This is a genomic window from Bradyrhizobium sp. LA2.1 (assembly GCF_040547725.1).
Classification (GTDB): domain Bacteria; phylum Pseudomonadota; class Alphaproteobacteria; order Rhizobiales; family Xanthobacteraceae; genus Bradyrhizobium; species Bradyrhizobium barranii.
In genome coordinates, this window is the sequence record NZ_JBEPQI010000008.1 from 333001 (window position 1) to 353076 (window position 20076).

Annotated in this window: 26 protein-coding genes; 16 read left to right on the forward strand and 10 right to left on the reverse strand. The window is 63.8% G+C overall.

The window, feature by feature from the left end; genetic code table 11:
* Positions 1 to 76: 76 nt before the first annotated feature.
* Positions 77 to 445, reverse strand: coding sequence for a hypothetical protein (locus tag ABIB95_RS18595; RefSeq protein ID WP_049807936.1), 369 nt, complete (start codon positions 443 to 445; stop codon positions 77 to 79).
* Positions 446 to 542: 97 nt separating this feature from the next.
* Here ABIB95_RS18595 and ABIB95_RS18600 point away from each other — a divergent pair, with 97 nt between their 5' ends.
* From ABIB95_RS18600 to ABIB95_RS18610, 3 genes are all read left to right on the forward strand, one after another.
* Positions 543 to 833: a hypothetical protein gene (locus tag ABIB95_RS18600; protein WP_354241093.1), complete on the forward strand. Its 291-nt coding sequence runs from the start codon at positions 543 to 545 to the stop codon at positions 831 to 833.
* A 673-nt stretch (positions 834 to 1506) separates the two neighbouring features.
* Positions 1507 to 1749 (forward strand): hypothetical protein, encoded by a 243-nt coding sequence (locus ABIB95_RS18605; protein WP_028152129.1) that lies wholly within the window; start codon positions 1507 to 1509, stop codon positions 1747 to 1749.
* Positions 1750 to 1942: 193 nt separating this feature from the next.
* Positions 1943 to 2185, forward strand: a complete 243-nt coding sequence (locus ABIB95_RS18610) for a hypothetical protein (RefSeq protein WP_063983193.1) — start codon at positions 1943 to 1945, stop codon at positions 2183 to 2185.
* Between the two features lie 136 nt (positions 2186 to 2321).
* Here the strand turns inward: ABIB95_RS18610 and ABIB95_RS18615 are convergent, their stop codons facing one another.
* The 3 genes from ABIB95_RS18615 to ABIB95_RS18625 form a co-directional block, all read right to left on the reverse strand.
* Positions 2322 to 2714, reverse strand: coding sequence for an NUDIX hydrolase (locus ABIB95_RS18615; RefSeq protein ID WP_028152127.1), 393 nt, complete (start codon positions 2712 to 2714; stop codon positions 2322 to 2324).
* 97 nt (positions 2715 to 2811) lie between these two features.
* Positions 2812 to 3897 (reverse strand): AI-2E family transporter, encoded by a 1086-nt coding sequence (locus tag ABIB95_RS18620; RefSeq protein WP_085404720.1) that lies wholly within the window; start codon positions 3895 to 3897, stop codon positions 2812 to 2814.
* A 190-nt stretch (positions 3898 to 4087) separates the two neighbouring features.
* Positions 4088 to 4807 carry an outer membrane protein gene (locus ABIB95_RS18625; protein WP_354241095.1) on the reverse strand — a complete coding sequence of 240 codons (720 nt, stop codon included), beginning with the start codon at positions 4805 to 4807 and terminating at the stop codon, positions 4088 to 4090.
* Between the two features lie 256 nt (positions 4808 to 5063).
* On the opposite strand from ABIB95_RS18625, the gene ABIB95_RS18630 reads away from it, so the two are divergent.
* Positions 5064 to 5288 (forward strand): hypothetical protein, encoded by a 225-nt coding sequence (locus ABIB95_RS18630; RefSeq protein WP_166096636.1) that lies wholly within the window; start codon positions 5064 to 5066, stop codon positions 5286 to 5288.
* A gap of 292 nt (positions 5289 to 5580) precedes the next feature.
* A complete protein-coding gene (locus ABIB95_RS18635; RefSeq protein ID WP_354241098.1) occupies positions 5581 to 7626 on the forward strand; it encodes an acetoacetate--CoA ligase in 2046 nt (681 codons plus the stop codon).
* A 6-nt stretch (positions 7627 to 7632) separates the two neighbouring features.
* Here ABIB95_RS18635 and ABIB95_RS18640 read toward each other — a convergent pair whose 3' ends face one another.
* Entirely contained in the window at positions 7633 to 7848 is a 216-nt protein-coding gene (locus tag ABIB95_RS18640; protein ID WP_354241100.1) for a hypothetical protein, read from the reverse strand.
* Between the two features lie 203 nt (positions 7849 to 8051).
* Between ABIB95_RS18640 and ABIB95_RS18645 the strand changes: the two genes are divergently transcribed.
* Positions 8052 to 8354, forward strand: a complete 303-nt coding sequence (locus tag ABIB95_RS18645) for a hypothetical protein (RefSeq protein ID WP_063983186.1) — start codon at positions 8052 to 8054, stop codon at positions 8352 to 8354.
* A gap of 5 nt (positions 8355 to 8359) precedes the next feature.
* On the opposite strand, the gene ABIB95_RS18650 is transcribed toward ABIB95_RS18645, so the two are convergent.
* Together ABIB95_RS18650 and ABIB95_RS18655 are read right to left on the reverse strand one after the other, a co-directional pair.
* Entirely contained in the window at positions 8360 to 8593 is a 234-nt protein-coding gene (locus ABIB95_RS18650; RefSeq protein ID WP_354241102.1) for a hypothetical protein, read from the reverse strand.
* A 338-nt stretch (positions 8594 to 8931) separates the two neighbouring features.
* The gene (locus ABIB95_RS18655; protein ID WP_354241104.1) at positions 8932 to 9216 is read right to left on the reverse strand and encodes a hypothetical protein; all 285 of its coding nucleotides are present in this window, start codon (positions 9214 to 9216) and stop codon (positions 8932 to 8934) included.
* Between the two features lie 189 nt (positions 9217 to 9405).
* Here ABIB95_RS18655 and ABIB95_RS18660 point away from each other — a divergent pair, with 189 nt between their 5' ends.
* The 3 genes from ABIB95_RS18660 (at position 9406) to ABIB95_RS18670 (ending at position 11036) form a co-directional block, all read left to right on the forward strand.
* Positions 9406 to 9993, forward strand: coding sequence for a formyltransferase family protein (locus tag ABIB95_RS18660; protein WP_354241106.1), 588 nt, complete (start codon positions 9406 to 9408; stop codon positions 9991 to 9993).
* Positions 9994 to 10201: 208 nt separating this feature from the next.
* A complete protein-coding gene (locus ABIB95_RS18665; RefSeq protein ID WP_014495138.1) occupies positions 10202 to 10546 on the forward strand; it encodes a hypothetical protein in 345 nt (114 codons plus the stop codon).
* The gene (locus ABIB95_RS18670) at positions 10491 to 11036 is read left to right on the forward strand and encodes a hypothetical protein (RefSeq protein WP_354241108.1); all 546 of its coding nucleotides are present in this window, start codon (positions 10491 to 10493) and stop codon (positions 11034 to 11036) included. The genes ABIB95_RS18665 and ABIB95_RS18670 overlap by 56 nt, the downstream gene beginning before the upstream one ends.
* A gap of 59 nt (positions 11037 to 11095) precedes the next feature.
* Here ABIB95_RS18670 and ABIB95_RS18675 read toward each other — a convergent pair whose 3' ends face one another.
* Positions 11096 to 11494, reverse strand: coding sequence for a RidA family protein (locus ABIB95_RS18675; RefSeq protein ID WP_038955466.1), 399 nt, complete (start codon positions 11492 to 11494; stop codon positions 11096 to 11098).
* A 147-nt stretch (positions 11495 to 11641) separates the two neighbouring features.
* Here ABIB95_RS18675 and ABIB95_RS18680 point away from each other — a divergent pair, with 147 nt between their 5' ends.
* Entirely contained in the window at positions 11642 to 12517 is an 876-nt protein-coding gene (locus ABIB95_RS18680) for a DMT family transporter (protein WP_354241110.1), read from the forward strand.
* A gap of 204 nt (positions 12518 to 12721) precedes the next feature.
* Positions 12722 to 14149, forward strand: coding sequence for a caspase family protein (locus ABIB95_RS18685; protein ID WP_354241112.1), 1428 nt, complete (start codon positions 12722 to 12724; stop codon positions 14147 to 14149).
* 55 nt (positions 14150 to 14204) lie between these two features.
* Here ABIB95_RS18685 and ABIB95_RS18690 read toward each other — a convergent pair whose 3' ends face one another.
* The gene (locus ABIB95_RS18690) at positions 14205 to 15170 is read right to left on the reverse strand and encodes a LysR family transcriptional regulator (RefSeq protein ID WP_354241114.1); all 966 of its coding nucleotides are present in this window, start codon (positions 15168 to 15170) and stop codon (positions 14205 to 14207) included.
* 119 nt (positions 15171 to 15289) lie between these two features.
* Here ABIB95_RS18690 and solA point away from each other — a divergent pair, with 119 nt between their 5' ends.
* The 5 genes from solA (at position 15290) to ABIB95_RS18715 (ending at position 19793) form a co-directional block, all read left to right on the forward strand.
* Positions 15290 to 16459: an N-methyl-L-tryptophan oxidase gene (gene solA / locus ABIB95_RS18695; protein ID WP_354241116.1), complete on the forward strand. Its 1170-nt coding sequence runs from the start codon at positions 15290 to 15292 to the stop codon at positions 16457 to 16459.
* Positions 16460 to 16535: 76 nt separating this feature from the next.
* On the forward strand, positions 16536 to 17348 hold the full coding sequence (locus ABIB95_RS18700; protein ID WP_028152112.1) for a transporter substrate-binding domain-containing protein: 813 nt from the start codon (positions 16536 to 16538) through the stop codon (positions 17346 to 17348).
* A 98-nt stretch (positions 17349 to 17446) separates the two neighbouring features.
* Positions 17447 to 18190 (forward strand): amino acid ABC transporter permease, encoded by a 744-nt coding sequence (locus ABIB95_RS18705; protein ID WP_354241119.1) that lies wholly within the window; start codon positions 17447 to 17449, stop codon positions 18188 to 18190.
* The gene (locus ABIB95_RS18710; protein ID WP_354241121.1) at positions 18187 to 19029 is read left to right on the forward strand and encodes an amino acid ABC transporter permease; all 843 of its coding nucleotides are present in this window, start codon (positions 18187 to 18189) and stop codon (positions 19027 to 19029) included. Before ABIB95_RS18705 ends, ABIB95_RS18710 begins: the two co-directional genes overlap by 4 nt.
* 11 nt (positions 19030 to 19040) lie before the next feature.
* Positions 19041 to 19793 carry an amino acid ABC transporter ATP-binding protein gene (locus tag ABIB95_RS18715; protein ID WP_085404707.1) on the forward strand — a complete coding sequence of 251 codons (753 nt, stop codon included), beginning with the start codon at positions 19041 to 19043 and terminating at the stop codon, positions 19791 to 19793.
* A gap of 43 nt (positions 19794 to 19836) precedes the next feature.
* On the opposite strand, the gene ABIB95_RS18720 is transcribed toward ABIB95_RS18715, so the two are convergent.
* Positions 19837 to 20076, reverse strand: coding sequence for a BrnA antitoxin family protein (locus ABIB95_RS18720; protein ID WP_028152108.1), 240 nt, complete (start codon positions 20074 to 20076; stop codon positions 19837 to 19839).

Sequence of the window (20076 nt, forward strand, 5' to 3'; positions counted from 1 at the left end):
GGCCGGCTCCGCGGCTAGCTCATCAAGAGCACACTGATCGAGAGCAAACTCGGCCGTGCGCCTGACGGCCCGTCTCTCAGTACCGCCGATAATAATTTTCTGGCCGGTCCTGGAATTGTAGTGGAACCGTGCCGTTGGGGTAGCAGACACCGTCACGGATATCGACGTCAGCGCCGTGGCCACATGGCACCGGACGCCGGCGCATTCCATAGTAAGGCCGCGGGCCCTGATAGTATCCCTGCAGCGCCGCCTGGTCTTCGGGACGGAGATAGCCGTTGGGATAGCACATCCCGTCGCGGGCGCTCTGATCCCAATGATCACCGCACGGCGGCGGATGTCTCGGCACGCCGCGATACTGCACCTCGAGCGGGCGTTCGACAGCTGCGGCAGGCGCCGTTGCACCGCCATGAAGAGCAAGGATTGTCGCAATAGTGGTGATCAACATCGAAGCGGTCCTCCAAGGCGGCAAGATAGACACCCCCTCTGAATGACGCCTGAACGCGACGGGAGCGCCACGACCATCAGGGTCGGCCGATGGCACGATGGCGGCCACCGCGCTGCACTGGACACTGCAGCTGCCTGCAGTTCCAAGAGCCTTGCCACAAAAGCCGGGAGACAACGACCTCGAAAGGTGTAAGATTCAGGAAAACCGGAGGAACGGCATGTTTGAAATCAGCGGTTTCGACACGGCAGGCGTCGTCAGCCTCAAGCGGCTGTCACTCGCGGCCGCCCTCAAGAAGGCCAGAGAGCTTGTCGAAGACGGATGCTGGGACGTTCAGATCGTCGATCCGGCTGGGCAGGTCTACACCTCGTTTGAGGAGCAAGCCGCTTAGTCGCGCCCGCCCCTCGGCACTTTTCAGAAATCATCCGCCCGGTCCGATCACGCTTCGCGAGCAGTGACCGTGATCGAAATGAAAACCCCAGCGCCTGGTAGGGAGCGCTGGGGCGTTTTCAAAATATCAATCGGTAAAAGCAATGGGGCCTTCATAGCACCGGTCTCGAAGCGCGAGTGTGAACTGGTTCACACGGCTCCGCCGATCTTCCCGCACCCACGTCCGGGTGTTGCTATCCGCCTCGGCCGACGTTGGACGAGGCATTATTGAGCCAGCGCGCCGTTGCTTCATCGCTCCAGCCGGGGACCGCGAAGCGCACGCGAGGATTCCCTTCCGTGCCGAAACGATCGACCGGGGGATGGCGTGTCGCGGGATTGTGCGCACGAGCGCGGTGCGCGGCGTCTGCAGACGTGCACAAGACGATCGAGAGGCCCAGGGCCAAAACAAGACGCATCGTATCGGCTCCAATCGAGTCCGCTTCCGCTCATGTAGTACGCCGACCGTCCCACCGCGATCTGACGCGGCTTCACAGCTAGGAGAGCGAAGCGCGAACGCGACGCTCTCGCGATGGAGCGAACCGCCGCTCAACTCCCGCGCGCCGCACCGTTGCCAACCAATTCGTTTGGGAGCACGCTCTCTCCAGGCGCTCAAGACGCCGCACAGGGAGGACCACATGAAGGAACCGGGCCTGGACGGCCGCCATCGGGACAAGGATGGCGCGATCAGCAAGAAGCATGGCAACACGCTGGTCGGTACGTTGCGGAAGATCTACGGAAAGGCATTTGCGGCCGGTTATCCCGATGCGACCCCGCTCAGCGAGGTCTTGCATCAATTGAACGAGACCTCGCTGAGCCAGTTGCGTCGCGATCACGACACCGGGCATCTCGGGCACAAGATCGACCACGCCTCGAAGTGAATGGACTTCACTGGCCGATTTCGCTTGGCCGACTTCACTTACCCCACTTCACTTGGCCGACTTCGGGTCGTTGAAAAACCGACTCCGCCGACAGCCTCTCGGACGCAGGCTGCGCTATCGGTCGTCCCACCGTACTTGCCGTTTGAGCCCTCGCTACCCTCGCGCTAGCATGAGCCCTTTTACGGAGGCTCATTTGAAGCAGTTCATTATCATCATCGCCGCCATCGCGCTCGCCGTGACTGCTCCCGCCCGCGCGCAGGCGCTGGTCGATCCCAACAAGGTTGCCCCCGAATATCGCGAGGCGGCCGAGAAGCGCCGGGCCGAGCAGATGCGGCAACGCGAATGCGCACTGAAGGCGGATCTCGACAAGGTGCTGCCCAGGGATCGCACCGTCTATCTCAACCACTGCCTGGACACGCTGGCGGTCAAGCAATAGCGGCGGCTGGGGCCGTCTCGATCAGACCACGACCGTAGGCCGACCTGACCGCACGATGATCTGTCGATTTCGGGCTCGTGTTGTGGACCAGCGGGCGATTTGTCGCACCAGCGCCGCGAAGACGCGGCCCCCCTCCTCACTGGCGCCGCGGCTTGCTCGGAAACAGCCGATCGCGGATGTAGCGCGAGGTCGGCGTCAGGCGGATGCCGCGCGGCTTCTGCCAGGCGGCGCGGTCGATCTCCTTCTTGTCGCCGATCTCGAGCCTGCCCTTGGCACCCTTGGCGATGAAGATCGCGTCGCTCATCTTGCGACCGGAGCGCTTATTCCTGGCCGTCACTTCCTTCCACAGGCTGATCCGGCCGAGCTTCAGCTTGGGCAGCTCCTCCTTGATCTCCCGCCGCAGGCAGTCCTTGTCGGACTCGCGCGAACGCTTGCGGCCGCCCGGGAACATCCACAGGCCGTCCGACCGCCGTCTGACCAACAATACCTTGCCGCGTTTTGCGGCAACCAGCTTGGAAGACTTCGCCATTACTGCCGTAGATCGAAAACAGAATCGCCCTATCGTAACTTGTCTAGTTGAATAGACAAGTTCGCGGGGCGCTTTGACCACAGCCCGTGCGAGCAGCTCAGCTTTCGCTCGCCGCCGCCCGGTCCTCGGTCCTGATCCAGGCCATCATCAACTCCCAGGCCACCGACAGGATGATCGGCCCGATAAACAGGCCGACGATCCCGTGGGCGAGCGTGCCGCCGATCACGCCGACGAAGATCACGATGGTCGGCGTGGTGAGGCCGCGCCCCATCACCAGCGGCTTCAACATGGTGTCGATGAAGCCGACGAGGACGAGAAACACCGTGAGCAGCAGCGCCGTGGTGACGTCCTTGGCGGTCCAGATCCAGATGATCACCGGCAAGATCACCAGGAACGCGCCGATCTGCACGATCGACAGCAACAGCACGATGAAGGCGAGCAGGCCGGCGCTCGGCACGGCTGCCATCTTGAAGCCGATGCCGGCGAGCAGCGCCTGCACGATGGCGACGCCGATCACGCCTTGCGCCACGGCGCGGATGGTGGCGCCCCCAAGCTCGAGAAAATGCTCGCTCTGCTCGGGCACGATGCGAAACAGGAAGCCGCGCCCGGCCGCAACCAGCCGCGGCCCATGCGGAAACAGGAAGCCGGCGACGAACACCGAGACCAGAAACTGGAGCGTGCCGAGGCTCGCATCGCCCGCAAGCGACAACAGTGGACCCGCCAGCGGCTGGAGATAGGGCGCGACCTCGCGCAGCACCGCACGGATGTTGTTGTAGGCCTGATCCCAGAGATCAAAGAGCCAAGGGCCGACCACCGGCCACGACTTGAGCTGCTCTGGCGCCGACTGCAGCGCGAGGTCGCCGGTGCCGAGCTGCTTCGCCAGCTCACGCGCACCGTCCACCGCGCTGAGGCCGAGCCAGGTCGCCGGGCCGATGACGATTCCGAGCGTGATCAGGGTGAGGATCGCGGCCGCGGTCTTCGGGCGGCCGCCGAGGATCTTGGCGACCCAGCTGAAGGCCGGATAGAACGCGACCGCGAGCACGGCGCTCCAGGCCAGGATCGGCACGAACGGGCGGATGATCAGGAAGGTCCAGATGATCAGCAGGCCAAGCAGGCCGACCCGGATCAGGAGCTGGATGATGTCCTCTCCCGTCAGGAGCTGACGGAGACTTTTCACGGGCACGCCTTTCCTTGCGGCATTGACGCGGGTTCCGGCACTTGCGCGGCAAAGCGTTATTGCCAGCCGCGCATCCGGCGTCAAGACGACCGGGCCCGCGGCTGCGCAAGGGATCGGACCGCTGCGCCGCCCGGCGCGGCATCAGCTGTCGCCGAACGGGTTGGTCCAGTCGGCCGAGCGGTGGCGCTCCGTCCGCTCAGAAGTGATAGTTCACGCCCACCGTGCCGGTCTGGATGTTCAGTTTCACATTGGCTGGAGTCGCCACCAGATTGCCTGTCGTCACCGGCTGCTCGGTGATCGTGCCGAAGCCCATATAGTTGTACTCGGCCCGCACCGACCAGTTCGGCATGAACATCCACTCGATGCCGCCGCCGGCAAGCCAGCCGGTGCGATTGAAGCTGCCCGAGGCGGAACCGGCGAGCGGGCCGGCAAGGCCGTTGTTGACGCTATACTTGTCGCGGGTGAAGGCCGCGCCACCCTTGGCGTAGAGCAGCACGCGGTCGAAGGCGACGCCGAAACGGCCGGCGACCGTGGCGATGTAGTCGTTCTTCAGCGACAGGTTGAAGCCGGCGCCGCCGCCGAACGGGCCGCCGGCATTGAGCGTGACGCTGGACCAGGCGCCGGTGCCTTCGAGGCCGATCACGAAATTGCTGATCTGGTAGTTGCCGCCGATCTGGCCCCCGACGATGCCGCCGCTGGCCGTGGCCGAGCTCCAGGTCGCTGTCGGATCGGTCGGGTCGATGCCGGTCCATTTGCTCCAGGCGCCGCCGCCATGCGCGCCGATGTAGAAGCCGGTCCAGCTGAAGATCTGGGCCGCCACCGGCGCTTTGACCGGCGCGGGCGCAATGATGTCAGCTGCAAATGCCGGCGTTGCCAATGACAGCAGCGCAAACGCCAAAACCAGTTTCTTCCGCATGATCTCACCCCCAAATTGTCCGCCCTCCGACCGAGGCGACGATGAAATCTAGCTGTGGGATCAAGCGCGCGCTTGGACCAATCGGCGGCGCGATTTGGACTGACGGGCGCTCGTCAGACCCGGGAAGCTCCTGCAACGCCGCGACCGGAGCCCGGTTTGGCTAACGGCGATTAACCGGATTTCCCGAGGTCAGTTTACGCCGATGCAAATCCCCGCACCTACGCTTCTCGCCAACATTCAAAAACACTGATGTGCAATGGCCAACAGCATCTGGACGACCGAAGAATTCACCTGCGCGGGTTGCAGCATGAACTACACCGCGACACGGGAAGAGCACAGCGAAGCCCACACCGGCAGCTTCAAATGCAGCATCTGCAGCGGCGTGGTGCACACCTGGTCGGGGAAGCATCACTTCTTCGGCTGGCAAGCGGTGAAGACAAAACCGCCGGTGTTCGGAAGGCGGTGGGCGGGCGTGCAGTGACAGGCGCCAGCGATGGTCGCGGTACCGTAGCCCAATTGAGGCGACGGCCCGCCTCCACGCCGTCATTGCGAGCGTAGCGAAGCAATCCAGAGGCTTTCCGCGGCGACGGTCTGGATTGCTTCGCGACGCTCGCGATGACGAATCCATTGAAGTAAACGTGTTGCGCCACTCCAACGTGCTGCTGGTGCTCGCAGACCCACTACTGCCGTCATCGCAGTCTGCGCGAACTATGGCTTCTGCTACTCTGCGGCGCAGGATAGACTTTCCGCCCCGCAATAGAAGCTGACACGCAATGACCGCACCTTTCGTTCCCCAGATCGCTCTCTACCGCAACTGGCTCGCCGAGCAGCGTGGCTTTTCCTTCGCGAATTACGAGGAGATGCGGCAGTGGTCGGTGCGCGATCTAGACGGCTTCTGGCGTAGCATCTGGGACTATTACGATCTGCAATCGCCGACGCCGTTTGCGGCCGTGATCACCGAGCGCAAGATGCCGGGCGCGGTGTGGTTTCCCGGCGCGCAGGTCAACTATGCGCGGCAGGTGTTCCGGCATGTCGAGGCCGCCGACGCCGCCGGCCTGCCCGCGATCGTCAGTAGCGGCGAGGACGGCAAGCTCAACGAAACGAGCTGGCCGGAGCTGCGGCGCAAGGCGGCGGCGCTCGCGCTGCATCTGAAGGATCGGGGTATCCAGCCCGGCGACCGGATCGCGGCCTACCTGCCCAACATCCCCGAAACCATCATCGCGTTTCTGGCGAGCGCCAGCATCGGCGCGGTCTGGAGCGTCTGTGCGCCCGATATGGCTGCGCCCGCCGTGATCGACCGCTTCAAGCAGATCGAACCGAAGGTGCTGATCGCCTGCGATGCCGTCACCTATGCCGGCCGCCGGCATGATCGCAAAGACGTCGTCGCGGAGCTGCGGCGATCGCTGCCGACGGTCGAGCACGTCATCCTGCACAGCGAGGCCCTGCCCGCAGCGCCGGACGCCCTGCTCGCCGACATCGTCGCAAGGACAGGCGCCGCGATCGACGCGTTCGAGCCGGCTTGGCTGCCGTTCGATCATCCGCTCTGGATCGTCTATTCCAGCGGCACCACCGGCCTGCCGAAACCGATCGTGCACGGCCATGGCGGAATCGTCATCGTGGTGCTGGCGCTGCTGGGCCTGCACAACGACCTCGGCTGCTCCTACCACGAGAACTCGTTCGGCGAGCGCTATCACTGGTACTCTTCGACCGGCTGGATCATGTGGAATTCGCAGGTCGGCGGCCTGCTCAGCGGCACCACCTGCTGCATCTTCGACGGCAGCCCGGGCGGCACCAAGGACAAGCCGGACTGGACCACGCTTTGGCGGTTCGTGGCACAGTCGAAAGCGACCTTCTTCGGCGCCGGCGCGGCGTTCTTCGCCAACTGCGCCAAGGCCGAGATCGATCTCACTGCGGCCGGCGATCTGGCGCGGCTGCGCTGCCTCGGCTCGACCGGCTCGCCGCTCAGCGCCGACACGCAAGCCTGGTTCAACGAACGCTTCGCGGCGTTGTCGAAAATCAACGGCAGCAAGGCGCAGGCCGAAATCTGGTGGGCGAACATCTCCGGCGGCACGGATTTCGCCGGCGCCTTCATCGGCGGCAACCGCGAATTGCCGCAGACGCCGGGCGCGATGCAATGCCGCCTGCTCGGCGCGGCGGTCGAAGCCTTCAGCGAGCAGGGCCGCGCCGTCATCGACGAGGTCGGCGAGCTCGTCTGTACCGAGCCGATGCCCTCGATGCCGCTCCGTTTCTGGAACGACAAGGGCGATGCGCGCTATCGCTCCAGCTATTTCGAGACCTATCCGGACAATTTCGACGGCAGCGGCCGCGGGCCGGTATGGCGGCACGGCGACTGGCTCAAGGTCAATCCGGACGGCTCCTGCATCATCTATGGCCGCAGCGATGCGACCATCAACCGGCACGGCCTGCGCATGGGCACGAGCGAGCTCTATTCCGCGATCGAAGCGCTGCCGGAGGTGCTGGATAGCCTCGTCGTCGACCTCGAATATCTCGGCCGCGACAGCTACATGCCGCTGTTCGTGGTGCTGCGCGAGGGCACAGCCTTCGACGCTGCGATGCAGGCCAGGATCAACAAGGCGATCGAGGCCGGCCTGTCCCGCCGATTCCTGCCGAACGAGATCTTTGCCGTCGCAGAGATCCCGCGCACGCTGTCGGGCAAGAAGCAGGAGCTGCCGATCAAGAAGCTGCTGCTGGGCCAGCCCGTCGAAAAGGTCATCAACAGGGAGGCGATGGCCAATCCCGCCTGCCTCGACTGGTATCTCGCCTTCGCCCGCGACTATCTCGCCCGAACCGCGTCGTAGCTTCGATCAACCGCCGCCGAAATTGGAGGGATCGAGATTCCTGTTCTCCGATGGCGGGATCGGCGGCCACCCGGGAAATTTGTACCAGCCGGGCGGGACCGGCGCGTCCTCGGGCAGATGGACGACGACGTGATGGCGCGGGCGGGCATGATGCGCCGGCGCGGCAGCCGCCCATGCGCATATTGAAATCAGGAGGACCAAAGCCAGGATAGACCGCATCATACGTGCTCCAGACGTCCATCCGGGCACCATGTGGTGCGGGAACCACGCTGGAACGATGCGTCGCAACGTCACGATGTCTCACATCGGCGGCATCGCTGCTGCCGCGAGACGCCGGAGATCAACCCAATTGCGCCAATGGCGTTTGGATTCCGTTCACCGATCGCCGCTAGATCAGGATGGATCCTCCGCGACGAACAGCAGCTATGGCCGATCTCAACGCAGTCCTCTCCAGGCTCAACGACCGCCTGCTCCGCCTCGAAGGCGAGCTGTTCGTGCTGCGCTCGCTGGCGCGCGCGACGCTGACGGCGGGCGACGACCATGCGGCGCGCATGCGCAAGCTGGTCGAGGCCGCAAAGGTCGCGCTCGACGACGAGGCCAAACGTGAGCTCGACAAACCGACGCGCAAATATGTCGATGCGGCAACCGCGCTGGTGGAGGAACTGCTGGTCGAGCCGACCCAGGCACGGCCGCTGTTCACCGTCATCGACGGTGGCCGGCGCGACTGAGCGCGTCAGATCGGACGTATCCCGCGGGGATCTGCGGACTGGGCCTTCAGCCGGCTGAGCCCGTCCTCGATGATCGCGATCTCCTCGTCGATCTTGCCGATCGGCAGGCTGAAATCATAGCCGGACCTGCTCTTCAGATCGACCGCGAGCCGCTGCCTGTGCATCATCAGCTCGTCCAGCCCACGGCGGTTCTTCAGCCGCACATAGGCGTCCACGATCTGCTCAATTGCGCTCGGCATGAAATCGGTCCCGGCAAAAAAGCCCACGCGGGCGCACCCACGCCGGCGGGACATTTTTGGTGTCGCGGTACGCAATACAAATCCGCGACGGATTCGTCGATACGACAGGCAGGTTGAGAACGCGTTACCGTTTGATGATTTCGTGATGGCGCCGGCATGAAAAGCCGCTGGCGATCACTCGCCAGCGGCCAAAGCCGGGTTCGAAAACGGATTCGGAATCAAATTTGGCCAGCCCCGGTTGGCGCATTCTAGCGGCACACGGGGGCTGCTTATGTTAGAAATGAAACAGAGGAACCGGCGGATACATCATTTGCTGTCGATGTGGCCGCCCGGCAACGCTAGTCCGTGACGCAAAAATACTTGCGTGGCAGCCTGCGGTAGGCGCTGTAGCGGTAGTACGGCCTGTAGGCGTAGCCGCGATAGAGTGCGGGCGGCTCCTCGCCGTAATAGGCGCCGTGGTAGAAATTATAGACCGGCCCTTCGGCGCAACGATAGGCATCCCACGTCGGACCGATGAACGGCGCCACCCCGACCTCGGGCGGGACCGCCGGATACTGCCCGCCGGCGCGCGCTGGCGTGGCTACGCTCAGTCCCGCGAGAAGGAAAAACCACGCGCTTCGCATGCGCTCGCTCCTGATACGGTGCCATACGCGCATGGAAGCACCGGAACGGCCGGCTGCGCAATCGCTGAGCCCGCCGCGCCCCGCGCCCGGTGCATTGTTGATAACCGGCACAAACCGCCCGCGGCTGGTGACAGGACGCACCGACGTGTTATCGGGGGATGACGCAGTTGCGAGACGGATCGGACACCCATGCGCATTACCCTCGTCGGCTCCCGCCATTTCGGCGTGACCACCCTGAACATGCTCCGGGAGCACGGCGTCTCGATCGTGCGGGTCGTCGTGGCCGACGCCGAGGATCGCCTCGCCGCGAGCGCCAGGGCGGCCGGCATCGAGGTGGCGGTCCAGGCCAATCCGAAGCTGGTGGTCGCCTCTGAAATCGGCCCCGACACCGACCTGATCATCACCGCCCACAGCCACGCCCGAATCGGCAAGGACGCCCTGGCGGCCGCGAAGTACGGCGGAATCGGCTATCATCCGTCGCTGCTGCCGCGTCACCGTGGCAAAGCCGCCGTGGAATGGACCATCAAGGAAGGCGATCCGGTCGCCGGCGGCACGATCTATCATCTTGCCGACCGCATGGACGCCGGCGCCATCGCCGCCCAGGACTGGTGCTTCGTCAAGAAGGGCGAGACGGCTCGCGAGCTCTGGGAGCGCGCGCTCGCTCCGCTCGGCCTGAAGCTGCTAGCCGACGTGATCGACTACGTCAAGGTCCACAAGGCACTGCCCTCCAAGGTTCAGGACGAGCAGTTCGCGACCTTGGCGCCAAGTCTTTCGTGAGTCCCTTCCGCAGTCCTTCCCCTGAGTCTCTCCTGACGTTTACCCTTAACGTGAAGGCGCGTTGATTCTGCTTCGAAAATTGGAGCCGGAAACACAAATAAACTATTGTTTCCACTGGAACAATTTTCGCTTTGGCAATGCAACAAATTTCCGTCACATTTGGGCCGAATAAGCGTCAGCATATCAGACAGATTCAAGGACGGAATTCATGCGTTTTGGTCGCATTACGGCATTCTGTGCCGCTTCAGTTATCACCCTCGCCGCTCCCGCTTTCGCCCAGACCCCCTATGACGGCAACTGGCATGTCACCATCGTGACCAAGAGCGGTACCTGCGAGCCGACCGCGAGCTCCATGCTGACGGTTGCCGACGGCAAGATCACCGCGCCCGGCGCTAACGTTTCCGGCACCATCGGCAGCGGGGGACTTGTGAAAGTTTCGATCAATGGTGCATATGCCAACGGTCAACTCAGCGGCAACGCCGGATCGGGGAAGTGGAATGGAGCATCTGCAGGCATACCGTGCAGTGGGCGGTGGGAAGCATCGCGCCAGTAAGAAATTCGGGATCAGCGTCGTGAGCCGGCGGCTGCTGATCGCGGCCGCCGTTTTGTTTGCGGCGGGGATCGCCAACTCTGAGAGCAAGGCCCAGTCCGGCCCATTCGCCCCGCTGGCGGGGAGCTGGAGCGGTGCCGGCACCGTCACGCTCGATGACGGCTCGACCGAGCGGATCCGCTGCCGGGCCAGATACGCCCCGATCGGACCGACGATGGAGATGTCGCTGACCTGCGCCAGCGACGCCTACAAGTTCAATCTCGGCGCCAACGTCAGAGCTGAAGGCGGCACTATTGGCGGCAGCTGGTCCGAGGCCAGCCGCAACATCTCCGGCTCGCTCCAGGGCCGCGGTGCCGGCGGAAACTACGAGCTGGTCGCCTCAACCGCCGGCTTCAACGCCAACATCTCGCTGAAGACGTCCGGCAACAAGCAGAGCGTCACGATGCGCGCGGACAGCCAGTTCCGCGGCGCCAACATCTCGCTGTCGCGCTAAGGCGGACCGCGTTCAAGCCAAAAGCCCCGGCGATTCCCGCCGGGGCTTTTTTATGCGTTTTATGCGTTCGGCACGAACGCTGTGACCTCGATTTCGACCTTGGCGCGCTCGTCCACGAGACCGCCGATGTAGAGCAGCGTCGAGGGCGGAAAATTGCGCCCCAGTGTTTCCTTCCAGGCCGCGCCGATGCCGGCGCCCGCGGCCTCATATTCGCTGCGGCTGGTCAGGTACCAGGTCAGGCGGACGATATGCTCCGGACCGGCTCCGGCCTCGCCAAGGAGCTTGATGATCCGCTTCAGCGCGGTTGCGACCTGCGCCGCCATGTCAGGCGCGTAATTGCCGGTCTCGTCGCCGCCGGTCTGCCCGGCCAGCACCACCCAGCGGCCCGGCCCTTCGGCCACCACGCCGTGAGAAAAGCCCCGCGGTTTCTTCCATTCAGCCGGCTGCAAGATTTGCATGAGCGAAGATCTCCCTTTTCTTGTTGTTCAATGATGCCTTAGCACGCCGCCCTGCATCGCTGCATCCGCAGTTTTGGCCGTTGCAAACGCCGGCGATGTCGCCGATACCGGCCCTCCCCTCAGGCTCGATCGCCCGCACCAGCAACGATGACCGCGACACCGTCCAAAACGATGGCTGCACTGTGGATGGCCGGCTGGCTGACGCTGATGCTGGTCATGGCGGTTGCCGGCCGCGAGACCACGCGCGAGCTGAACGTTTTTGAAATTATGGAAGTGCGCTCGGTAATCGGCTTCACGCTGCTGCTGCCGATCATCTACCGGGCCGGCGGTTTCAAGGCGGTCGCGACCAAACGCCTGCCCCAGCACCTCGCGCGCAACGGGGTCCATTATTTCGCGCAGCTCGGCTGGTTCTACGCACTGACGCTGATCGGAATCGGCCAGGTCGTCGCGATCGAATTCACCATGCCGATCTGGACTGCGCTGCTGGCCGCAACGTTTCTGTCCGAGCGCATGACCGTGTGGAAGATCGCCGCCATCGCGCTCGGCATCGTCGGCGTCGTCATGATCGTGCGGCCCGCCACCGGCGAGATCAATCCGGGACAGCTGATCGCGCTCGGGGCCGCGATCGGCTTCAGCATTTCCATGATCTTGGCGAAATCGCTGACCCGGACCGAGAGCGCATTGTCGATCCTGTTCTGGATGATCGTCGTGCAGATGGTCGTGGGCCTGCTGCCGACGTTCTATGTCTGGACCTGGCCGTCAACCACTCTCTGGGGGTGGCTCTTCGTCATCGGGGTCTGCGGCACATTCTCGCACTATTGCCTCGCCAGCGCGCTCCGCTACGCGGATGCAACCATCGTGGTGCCGATGGACTTCTTGCGGGTGCCGCTCACCGCGACTGTCGGCTGGCTGCTGTATTCGGAGCGGCTCGACGCCTGGACCGTGCTCGGCGCGACGCTGATCCTGTGCGGCAATCTTCTGAACCTGAAGCCGACCGCCCCGGTTCCCGCCCGCGCGCAGTGAACCTCGCGCTGTCTCGCGCGACAAAAACGAAGTGGTCGTGTGATCTGGATCACGTTGGAGGGTCATTCCATCGTGCACATTCGGCCACACAGCAGCGGGTTGAATACGACGTACTGCCGTTTTGGTGGCGCGAAGTCGGGCACTTCGTGTAGGTTCGTTGCCAATTTGTTGCTGCCTGCAATTCGATTCTGTTGGGGATTTCAGATGCGCACTCTCACCCTGCTGGCTTCGCTGATGTGCATGGCACTGTCGGTCAGTGCCGCGAAGGCCGACCGCCGTGTCGCCTTCGTCGTCGGCAACGGCTCCTACAAGAACGTCGCACAATTGCCGAACCCGCCGATCGACGCCAAGGCGATGGCGGCGACCCTGCGCAATGTCGGCTTCGAGGTGATCGAAGGATCCAACCTCACCCGCGACCAGATGACGGAGAAGCTCCTGGACTTCGGCCGCAAGGCGCAAGGCTCCGATGTCGCAGTGTTCTACTACGCCGGCCACGGCATCGCCGTCAGCGGCAGCAACTACCTCCTGCCGGTCGACGCCGACATCAAGTCGGAGATGGACGTCAAGCTCGGCGCAGCCATCAATATCGACCTGACGCTCGAGCAGACCATGGGCGACGCCAAGGTCAAGCTCGTCTTCCTCGACGCCTGTCGCGACAATCCGTTCGCCGCCAAGATCAAGTCGAACTCGGCAACGCGCAGCGTCAACGTGCAGAGCGGTCTTGCCGAGATGAAGTCGGGCGAAGGCACGCTGATCGCGTTCGCCACCGGCCCGGGCCAGACCGCGCTCGACGGCCAGGAGGGCAACAACAGCCCGTTCACCCGCGCGCTGATCGATAACATCACCAAGCCCGGCGTCGAGATCCAGCAGGCGATGACCTCGGTGCGCGCCCAGGTCAACGAGGAGACCCGCAAGGGCCAGCTGCCCTGGGGCCACACCAACCTGATCGGCGCGGTCTATCTCAACCCGTCGCAGCCGACGCAGGTTGCCAACGCAGCCCCGACCGCTTCCGGAAACGTGCCGGCGGCAGCGAGCAGCTCCGACGGTGTCGAGCTCGAATACTGGCGCTCGGTCAAGGAATCCAACAAGCCGGAAGAGCTCAACGCCTATCTCTCGGCCTATCCGAACGGCCAGTTCAAGGCGTTGGCGCTGGCGCGGCTTGCGGCGATCAAGAGCGGCCCGTCCACGGCGACCCGCAATCTGAACTCCGGGATCGATCCCGCCACCTTCACCGATGACTCCACCCAGCTCACCGAGGACCAGATCGGCCTCGACAAGGGCCAGCGCCGCGACGTGCAGCGCCGCCTGACCGGGCTCGGCTTCGACACCAAGGTGACCGGTGCCTTCACCGACGAGACCCGCTCAGTGCTGAAGCGCTGGCAGGCCGCCCGCGGCTACCCGTCGACGGGCTACCTCAACAAGCTCCAGCACAAGGCCCTGCTGTCCGAGATCGTGGCGGCCGCGCCGGCCACCGCGAGCGACGACAGCGCGAAGCCGGCCCGGCGTGCTGCCCCGGCCCAGGCCCAGAGCAGCGCACCGGTTCAGCATCGCAACAGCGGCGGCGGCGATGCCGGCGCGGCCTTCGTCGGCGGTGTCGTCGGCGGCATGATGGGCGGCATGTTCCGCCGCTGAGGCGGGACCAGATCGCAAACACAAAAAGCCCGGCTCGCGCCGGGCTTTTTCGTTGTTAGTAATCTTGGGTGAACCAAGGCACGAGCGTCCGGATCCGCGGCATCGCCTGCATCGTTATGCTCGTCCGAGCCATCTCCGCGATGCGCGGCGCCAGTGATGAGAGATCGCCACGGCGGGTCACCAGAAGCAGCTCACGAAAAAATCCGGGGCCCGGCAGAGGGAGAGCGCTGACTTGACCAGCGTGAGCGAGCCCCTGCAACAGACACAGCGGCGTGGTGATCGCCACGCCCATCCCGGTGGCGACCATGGCGACCAGGCTGTCCGAGGTGTCAAACTCAAAGGCCCGCGGTGGGCGAATGCCCAAACGGCTCAGGTGGCGCTCGACCTGAGCGCCTGCATAGGAGCGTTCGCTGTACCGGACCAGGCGATGCCGGGTCAGGATCTCCCGCAAATCAAGGTCAGCAAATTCGGCTTCCAATCCGCGCGGCACCACCAGCAGATTTGGCTCGCGGTAAAACGGGAAGCGCTCGATATCATACAGGTCATCCATCGCATCGCATGTGATCGCCGCGTCGATCGTTCGGTGGACCAGCGCCTCGGCATGCGAGTGAGCAAGGCCCGACCAAACGGACAGACTCAGTGCGACCTCGCCCGTCATGAGCTCCTTGACGAGGTGTGCGCCGACCGTGGCGGCATAGGAGTCGATGAGGCCGAGCCTCAGATCGACACGCTCAGGCAGTTTCGCTGCGTCCCGGAGTGCGCTGAGTAATGCGTCAAAGTCGCGATTCAGATCGCGAACACGGCCAGCAAGGATGCGGCCCGCCCGCGTCAGTGTAAGCGGCCTCCGGCTACGGTTGAAGAACGCGACGCCGATCGAGGCCTCGGCCCGCCGCACAGCCTGAGAAACCGCTGATTGCGTCATCCCAAACTGACGGGACGCCTGAAGCATGCTGCCGGACTCCGCGACGGCAGCGACAATCTGCAAGCTTCGCAAGTCTGGAACAGGTGGCGTCATATCCATAGCTTAAGCAGAAGTCATATTAACATGCAAATTGCCTTCATTATATGAATTATCCTTGTAGGAGAGCCGTATCCGAAAGCAGACTTCGGATCGTCCTAACAATTAAGCAGTCCCGATCCATGAGCGAGCAAGCGGATATTCTGGTGATCGGCCTCGGTGCCATGGGCAGCGCGGCCCTCTATCAACTGGCCAAGCGAGGGGTAAAGGCGGTCGGCCTCGATCGCTTTGCCCCGCCCCACACGATGGGATCCAGCCATGGCGAAACCCGCATCACCCGGCAGGCGGTCGGCGAAGGCCGCGATTACGTGCCCCTGGTGCTGGATACCCACCGGATCTGGCGTGAGCTCGAAGCCGAGACGTCTGCCGAGCTGCTGAATCCATGCGGCCTCGTCGTCATGGCGCCCGGTGTCGGCGAGACGTCGCACCACGGCAAGCCGGATTTCGTCGCGCGCTCGATTGGGGCCGCGCGTGACTTCGGCATCGCGCATGAAGTGATCGACGGGCGAGAGGTGGCTCATCGCTTCCCGCAGTTCCTGAATCTCCAGGGCAACGAGAAGGCCTATTACGAACCCGGCGGAGGGTACGTTTTTCCGGAGCGCTGCATCAAGGCGCAGCTGACGCGCGCGGAGCAGCTCGGCGCAACGATACGCACGGGAGTCGAGGTTCTCTCGATCGCGCAGCGCGGCTCCGCCGTTCGGGTGGAAACGTCCTCGGGCACATTCGAGGCGGACCAGGTGGTGGTGTCGGCAGGCGGCTGGAATTCCCACCTGCTCGGCGCGCCGTTTGATCGCGTGCTTACGGTGAAGCGGCAGGTGCTGCATTGGTACGAGCTCGACGATACCAGCGCGTATCGCGCCGACGCCCCTGTGTTCATCTGGATGCACGGCGCGACGGATATCGACTACCTCTACGGCTTCCCGCCGCTGCCTGGCGATCATCGTCTCAAGGTCGCGACCGAGCAGTACGAGACCAACACGACGGCCGACGCCATCGACCGCACCGTCGATCCCGCGGAATCGGCTGAAATGTACCGGAAGCACGTCGCGGGGCGGCTCGCCGGCGCCACGCCGCGCGTCGCGCAGGCGGCTGCCTGCATCTACACGGTGACGCCCGATCGGGGCTTCATCATCGACCGCCATCCCGACCAGGACCGGATTTGTGTCGTCTCGGCGTGCTCGGGCCACGGCTTCAAGCACTCGGCAGGTATCGGCAACGTCGTCGCCGGGATGGTGACCGACGGTCGAAGCGCGATCGACCTCAGCCCATTCTCCATCTCCCGTTTTTCGTGACGTTTGGCACGAGCCTTGTATCTTGAACAAGCGCGCTCAACGCGCGTCGTGATCACAATCCTGGAGGCGTCATCCGATGAGAGACATTGTCCGTTCCATGATGACAGGCATCGCGGCGCTGCTGATGCTTGGCAGCGCTCAAGCCGCCGATGGCGTCGATGCCATCAAGCAGCGCGGCACGTTGAATGTCGGCGTCAAGGCTGACTACAAGCCCTTCGGTTTCCGCGATCCCACGGGAAACGTGGTCGGCATCGAGCCGGATCTCGCCGCAGACATTGCCAAGCGCCTCGGCGTCAAACTCGAACTCGTCCCGGTCGCGGCCTCCAACAGGATCGAATTTCTTCAACAGGGAAAAGTCGACCTGCTGATCGCGACCATGTCGGACAGGCCGGAGCGCCGTCGCGTGGTTCAAGCCATCGAGCCGCTGTACTATTCGGACTATGTGAACATCCTTCTCAACAAGAAGTCCGGCATCAAGGACTGGGCCGAGCTCAAGGGAAAACCCGTCTGTGCCACGTCGGGGGCCTGGTACAACAAGGACGTTGCCAAATCCTACGGCCCCGAAATCGTTGCGTTTGACGGCTCGGAGAAGCCTCTGTTCGCCATGAAGCAGGGCAACTGCATCGGCTATGTCTACGATCAGACCTTCCTGCAAGGCAAGCTGCTCGAGGACGAGTGGAAGGCGGACTACGACTTGCCCCTGAAAGGTATTTTGCCATCGCCATGGATGATCGCTGTCGCGCTCGACAATGCCAGCCTTCAGAAGCTGCTTGAAGATACGACAAAGGACTGGATGAAGACCGGCTTCATCGTGGCAGCGGAAAAGAAGTGGGGCATTACGCCGACCGAGTATTCGCTGCTCATGCACGAGCAATACAAGGACAAATAGACGCGTAAGGCGGAGCGCCAGATCCGTCTTGCGCTCCGAACAGGTCGAGCCAATGCACTGATACGAGGCATCGCCTCAACAGTTTGGTGTCGCGCAAAATGCACGCAATCGGCGACTGGTTTCAACGGCTCTACGAAACGACGGGGCTGAATTTCTCAGTATTCTACGATGCCTATGATTGGGACCGCTATTTCGGCGGGCTCAAGATGACGTTGCTTCTGAGCGTCACGACCATCCTGCTGAGCCTCGTCATCGGCGCGGTCGGCGCCTTGCTGCAGGGCAGTCCGTCGATGCTGCTGCGGTTGCCCGTCAATGCTTTCGTGGTGGTGTTCCGCAACACGCCGCCGCTGGTCCAGATCTTCTTTTTCTATTTCGGCCTCGGCACCATGCTCCCGGCCGTCGAGGCGGCAGGCATGCGCGTTCCGCTGCTGAGCAACGTCCAATGGGCCATCATTTCGCTGTCGCTGTTCGCGGGCGCCTTCAACGTCGAAATCTTCCGCTCCGGCATCGAGGCGGTGCCGAGGACGACGCTGGAAGCCGCGGAGGCGCTCGGATACACGCGCCTTAAGGCTTACGTCCATATCGTCCTTCCGCTGGCCATTCGCGTCTGCCTTCCCGCACTGAACAACAACCTCGTCAACCTGCTCAAGACGACCACCCTCGCCTACGCGATCGCCGTTCCCGAGACGCTGTATGCGGTCAAGCAGATCTGGTCGGAATCGCAGAACGTCTTCGAAATGATGGTCGTATTGCTGGCGACCTACGGCATCCTTGTCGGCGTCCTCGTCTGGCTAATGCATCGCTGGGAGCGGGCGATGCGCATCCCGGGATATGCCCGATGAAAGGCGCCCAGCCCGAGCACAGGCTTGCCGTCCTTCTGCCGTATCGTCCCGTGCCGACCCGGATCTCCATTCGGATCGGCCCGCTGGCCGCCGCGATCCTCTGTTTCTGCGCCATCATGGCCGCGTCCACCGCGTGGGCGCAGACCGGTCCGGCGGTGCTGTCCCCGCTGCAAGTCATCGTGAAGTGGTCGCCGCTGCTGCTGCGCGGGTTCGCCTTCAACATCCTGATCTCCCTGCTCGCCATGCTGCTGGGGACCGTCGCCGGGCTTGGCCTGGGTCTGGGGTTGTTGTCGGAGTTTCGACCGCTCGCCGCCGTCAGCTGGCTCCTGACTCAATTCTTCCGCAACGCGCCCTGGCTGGTGCTGCTGTTCTTCGTCATGTTTCTGGTGCCCTTCCAGGTCACCCTCTTCAAGACGACCATCCCGTTACCGGACTGGATCAAGGCAACGGTCGGCTTCGCATTGCCTGTCATGGCGAATGTCGCCGAGGTCGTGCGCGGTGCCGTCCGCTCCATTCCGTCGACGCAATGGGAGGCGGCGGAATCGCTCTCGTTCACACGGCGCCAGACGATGTGGCTGATCATGCTGCCACAGTGCATCAAGCGCATGCTGCCGCCCTGGATGAACGTCTATGCGCTGGTCGCGATGTCGACGGTGCTGGCATCGATCGTCGGTGTTTCGGAGATGCTCACGCTGACGGCGCAGGTGCATGCCGCCGAAGGCGGCAGGCCGGAGCTGTTCGCGCCGCTCTACGGTTTCGCGCTGCTGTGTTTCTTTCTCTACTGTTATCCGATCAACCTCTGGACCGCTCGTCTCGAGCGTCGGTTCCGCATACGCTGAGGGAGCAGAGCATGGCCACGAGCTGGACTCCGGATCAGCCCATCGTCCAATGCGTCGACGTCAGAAAGTCGTTCGGAGCTCTCGAGGTTCTGAAAGGCATCAGCCTGTCGGTCAAAAAGAGCGAGGTGATCTGTATCATCGGGCCGTCCGGATCAGGAAAATCCACGCTGATCCGCTGCATCAATGCGCTCCAGCCGATCACGTCCGGCAGCATTCAGATCGAAGGCATCGAGGTGTCCGATCCCAGGCTCGACAAGCTGGCGCTGCGCCGCAAGGTCGGGATGGTGTTTCAGCAGTACAATCTTTTCCCGCACAAGACGGCGCTCCAGAACGTGATGATGGCGCCGATCCATGTTCTCGGCCAGAAACGTGCCGAGGTCGAAGCGCGCGCCCGGGCGCTGCTTGCCAAGGTGCGGCTCGCGGGGAAGGAGGATACCTATCCCGGCGAGCTCTCCGGCGGACAGCAGCAGCGCGTGGCCATCGCCCGCTCGCTGGCGATGCGGCCGGACATCATGCTGTTCGACGAAGTCACGGCCGCCCTCGATCCGGAAACGGTCAAGGAGGTCCTGGTCACCATCCGGGAGCTGGCCGAGGATGGCATGACATGCCTCCTCGTCACCCATGAGATGAACTTCGCGCGTGAGGTCGCCGATCACGTCTACTTCACCGACCGCGGTGTGATCGTCGAGCACGGGCCGCCGGAAGCCTTGTTTACGGCGGCCAAGGACGAGCGAACGCAGCGGTTTCTGTCGCAGGTCCTCTGAGTTCGCCGGCGCGCCGCCCTTCGGCGCCCCTGGGCAGGAGGCGCTACTTCCCCGCCGCCTTGCGCAGCGCCTCGTTGATGCGGTCCTGCCAGCCGGGACCGCCCTGCTGGAAGAACTCGAGCACGTCCTGGTCGATGCGCAGCGTGACCTGCTCCTTGATTCCCGGCGCCACGTTCGGTTTCGGTGGCGCCACGGCGACCTTGGCGGTCACCTTCTTGAACGCCGCCTCGGCCTCCGACCGCGCATCGCCAAGCGTGCGCGGCCGCCTCGGTTGATCCGTCAT

Bases quoted from the DNA above. Each gene is read 5' to 3' on its own strand.
- ABIB95_RS18645 (WP_063983186.1), top strand. From the start codon at position 8,052: ATGGCCGATCTCAACGCAGTCCTCTCCAGGCTCAACGACCGCCTGCTC.
- ABIB95_RS18690 (WP_354241114.1), bottom strand. From the start codon at position 15,170: ATGGATATGACGCCACCTGTTCCAGACTTGCGAAGCTTGCAGATTGTC.
- ABIB95_RS18700 (WP_028152112.1), top strand. From the start codon at position 16,536: ATGAGAGACATTGTCCGTTCCATGATGACAGGCATCGCGGCGCTGCTG.
- ABIB95_RS18630 (WP_166096636.1), top strand. From the start codon at position 5,064: ATGGCCAACAGCATCTGGACGACCGAAGAATTCACCTGCGCGGGTTGC.
- ABIB95_RS18640 (WP_354241100.1), bottom strand. From the start codon at position 7,848: ATGATGCGGTCTATCCTGGCTTTGGTCCTCCTGATTTCAATATGCGCA.
- ABIB95_RS18655 (WP_354241104.1), bottom strand. From the start codon at position 9,216: ATGCGAAGCGCGTGGTTTTTCCTTCTCGCGGGACTGAGCGTAGCCACG.
- ABIB95_RS18605 (WP_028152129.1), top strand. From the start codon at position 1,507: ATGAAGGAACCGGGCCTGGACGGCCGCCATCGGGACAAGGATGGCGCG.
- ABIB95_RS18595 (WP_049807936.1), bottom strand. From the start codon at position 445: ATGTTGATCACCACTATTGCGACAATCCTTGCTCTTCATGGCGGTGCA.
- ABIB95_RS18625 (WP_354241095.1), bottom strand. From the start codon at position 4,807: ATGCGGAAGAAACTGGTTTTGGCGTTTGCGCTGCTGTCATTGGCAACG.
- ABIB95_RS18635 (WP_354241098.1), top strand. From the start codon at position 5,581: ATGACCGCACCTTTCGTTCCCCAGATCGCTCTCTACCGCAACTGGCTC.
- ABIB95_RS18685 (WP_354241112.1), top strand. From the start codon at position 12,722: ATGCGCACTCTCACCCTGCTGGCTTCGCTGATGTGCATGGCACTGTCG.
- ABIB95_RS18615 (WP_028152127.1), bottom strand. From the start codon at position 2,714: ATGGCGAAGTCTTCCAAGCTGGTTGCCGCAAAACGCGGCAAGGTATTG.
- ABIB95_RS18660 (WP_354241106.1), top strand. From the start codon at position 9,406: ATGCGCATTACCCTCGTCGGCTCCCGCCATTTCGGCGTGACCACCCTG.
- ABIB95_RS18650 (WP_354241102.1), bottom strand. From the start codon at position 8,593: ATGCCGAGCGCAATTGAGCAGATCGTGGACGCCTATGTGCGGCTGAAG.
- ABIB95_RS18710 (WP_354241121.1), top strand. From the start codon at position 18,187: ATGAAAGGCGCCCAGCCCGAGCACAGGCTTGCCGTCCTTCTGCCGTAT.
- ABIB95_RS18670 (WP_354241108.1), top strand. From the start codon at position 10,491: ATGGAGCATCTGCAGGCATACCGTGCAGTGGGCGGTGGGAAGCATCGC.
- ABIB95_RS18720 (WP_028152108.1), bottom strand. From the start codon at position 20,076: ATGACGGATCAACCGAGGCGGCCGCGCACGCTTGGCGATGCGCGGTCG.
- solA (WP_354241116.1), top strand. From the start codon at position 15,290: ATGAGCGAGCAAGCGGATATTCTGGTGATCGGCCTCGGTGCCATGGGC.
- ABIB95_RS18715 (WP_085404707.1), top strand. From the start codon at position 19,041: ATGGCCACGAGCTGGACTCCGGATCAGCCCATCGTCCAATGCGTCGAC.
- ABIB95_RS18680 (WP_354241110.1), top strand. From the start codon at position 11,642: ATGACCGCGACACCGTCCAAAACGATGGCTGCACTGTGGATGGCCGGC.
- ABIB95_RS18665 (WP_014495138.1), top strand. From the start codon at position 10,202: ATGCGTTTTGGTCGCATTACGGCATTCTGTGCCGCTTCAGTTATCACC.
- ABIB95_RS18600 (WP_354241093.1), top strand. From the start codon at position 543: ATGGCGGCCACCGCGCTGCACTGGACACTGCAGCTGCCTGCAGTTCCA.
- ABIB95_RS18675 (WP_038955466.1), bottom strand. From the start codon at position 11,494: ATGCAAATCTTGCAGCCGGCTGAATGGAAGAAACCGCGGGGCTTTTCT.
- ABIB95_RS18705 (WP_354241119.1), top strand. From the start codon at position 17,447: ATGCACGCAATCGGCGACTGGTTTCAACGGCTCTACGAAACGACGGGG.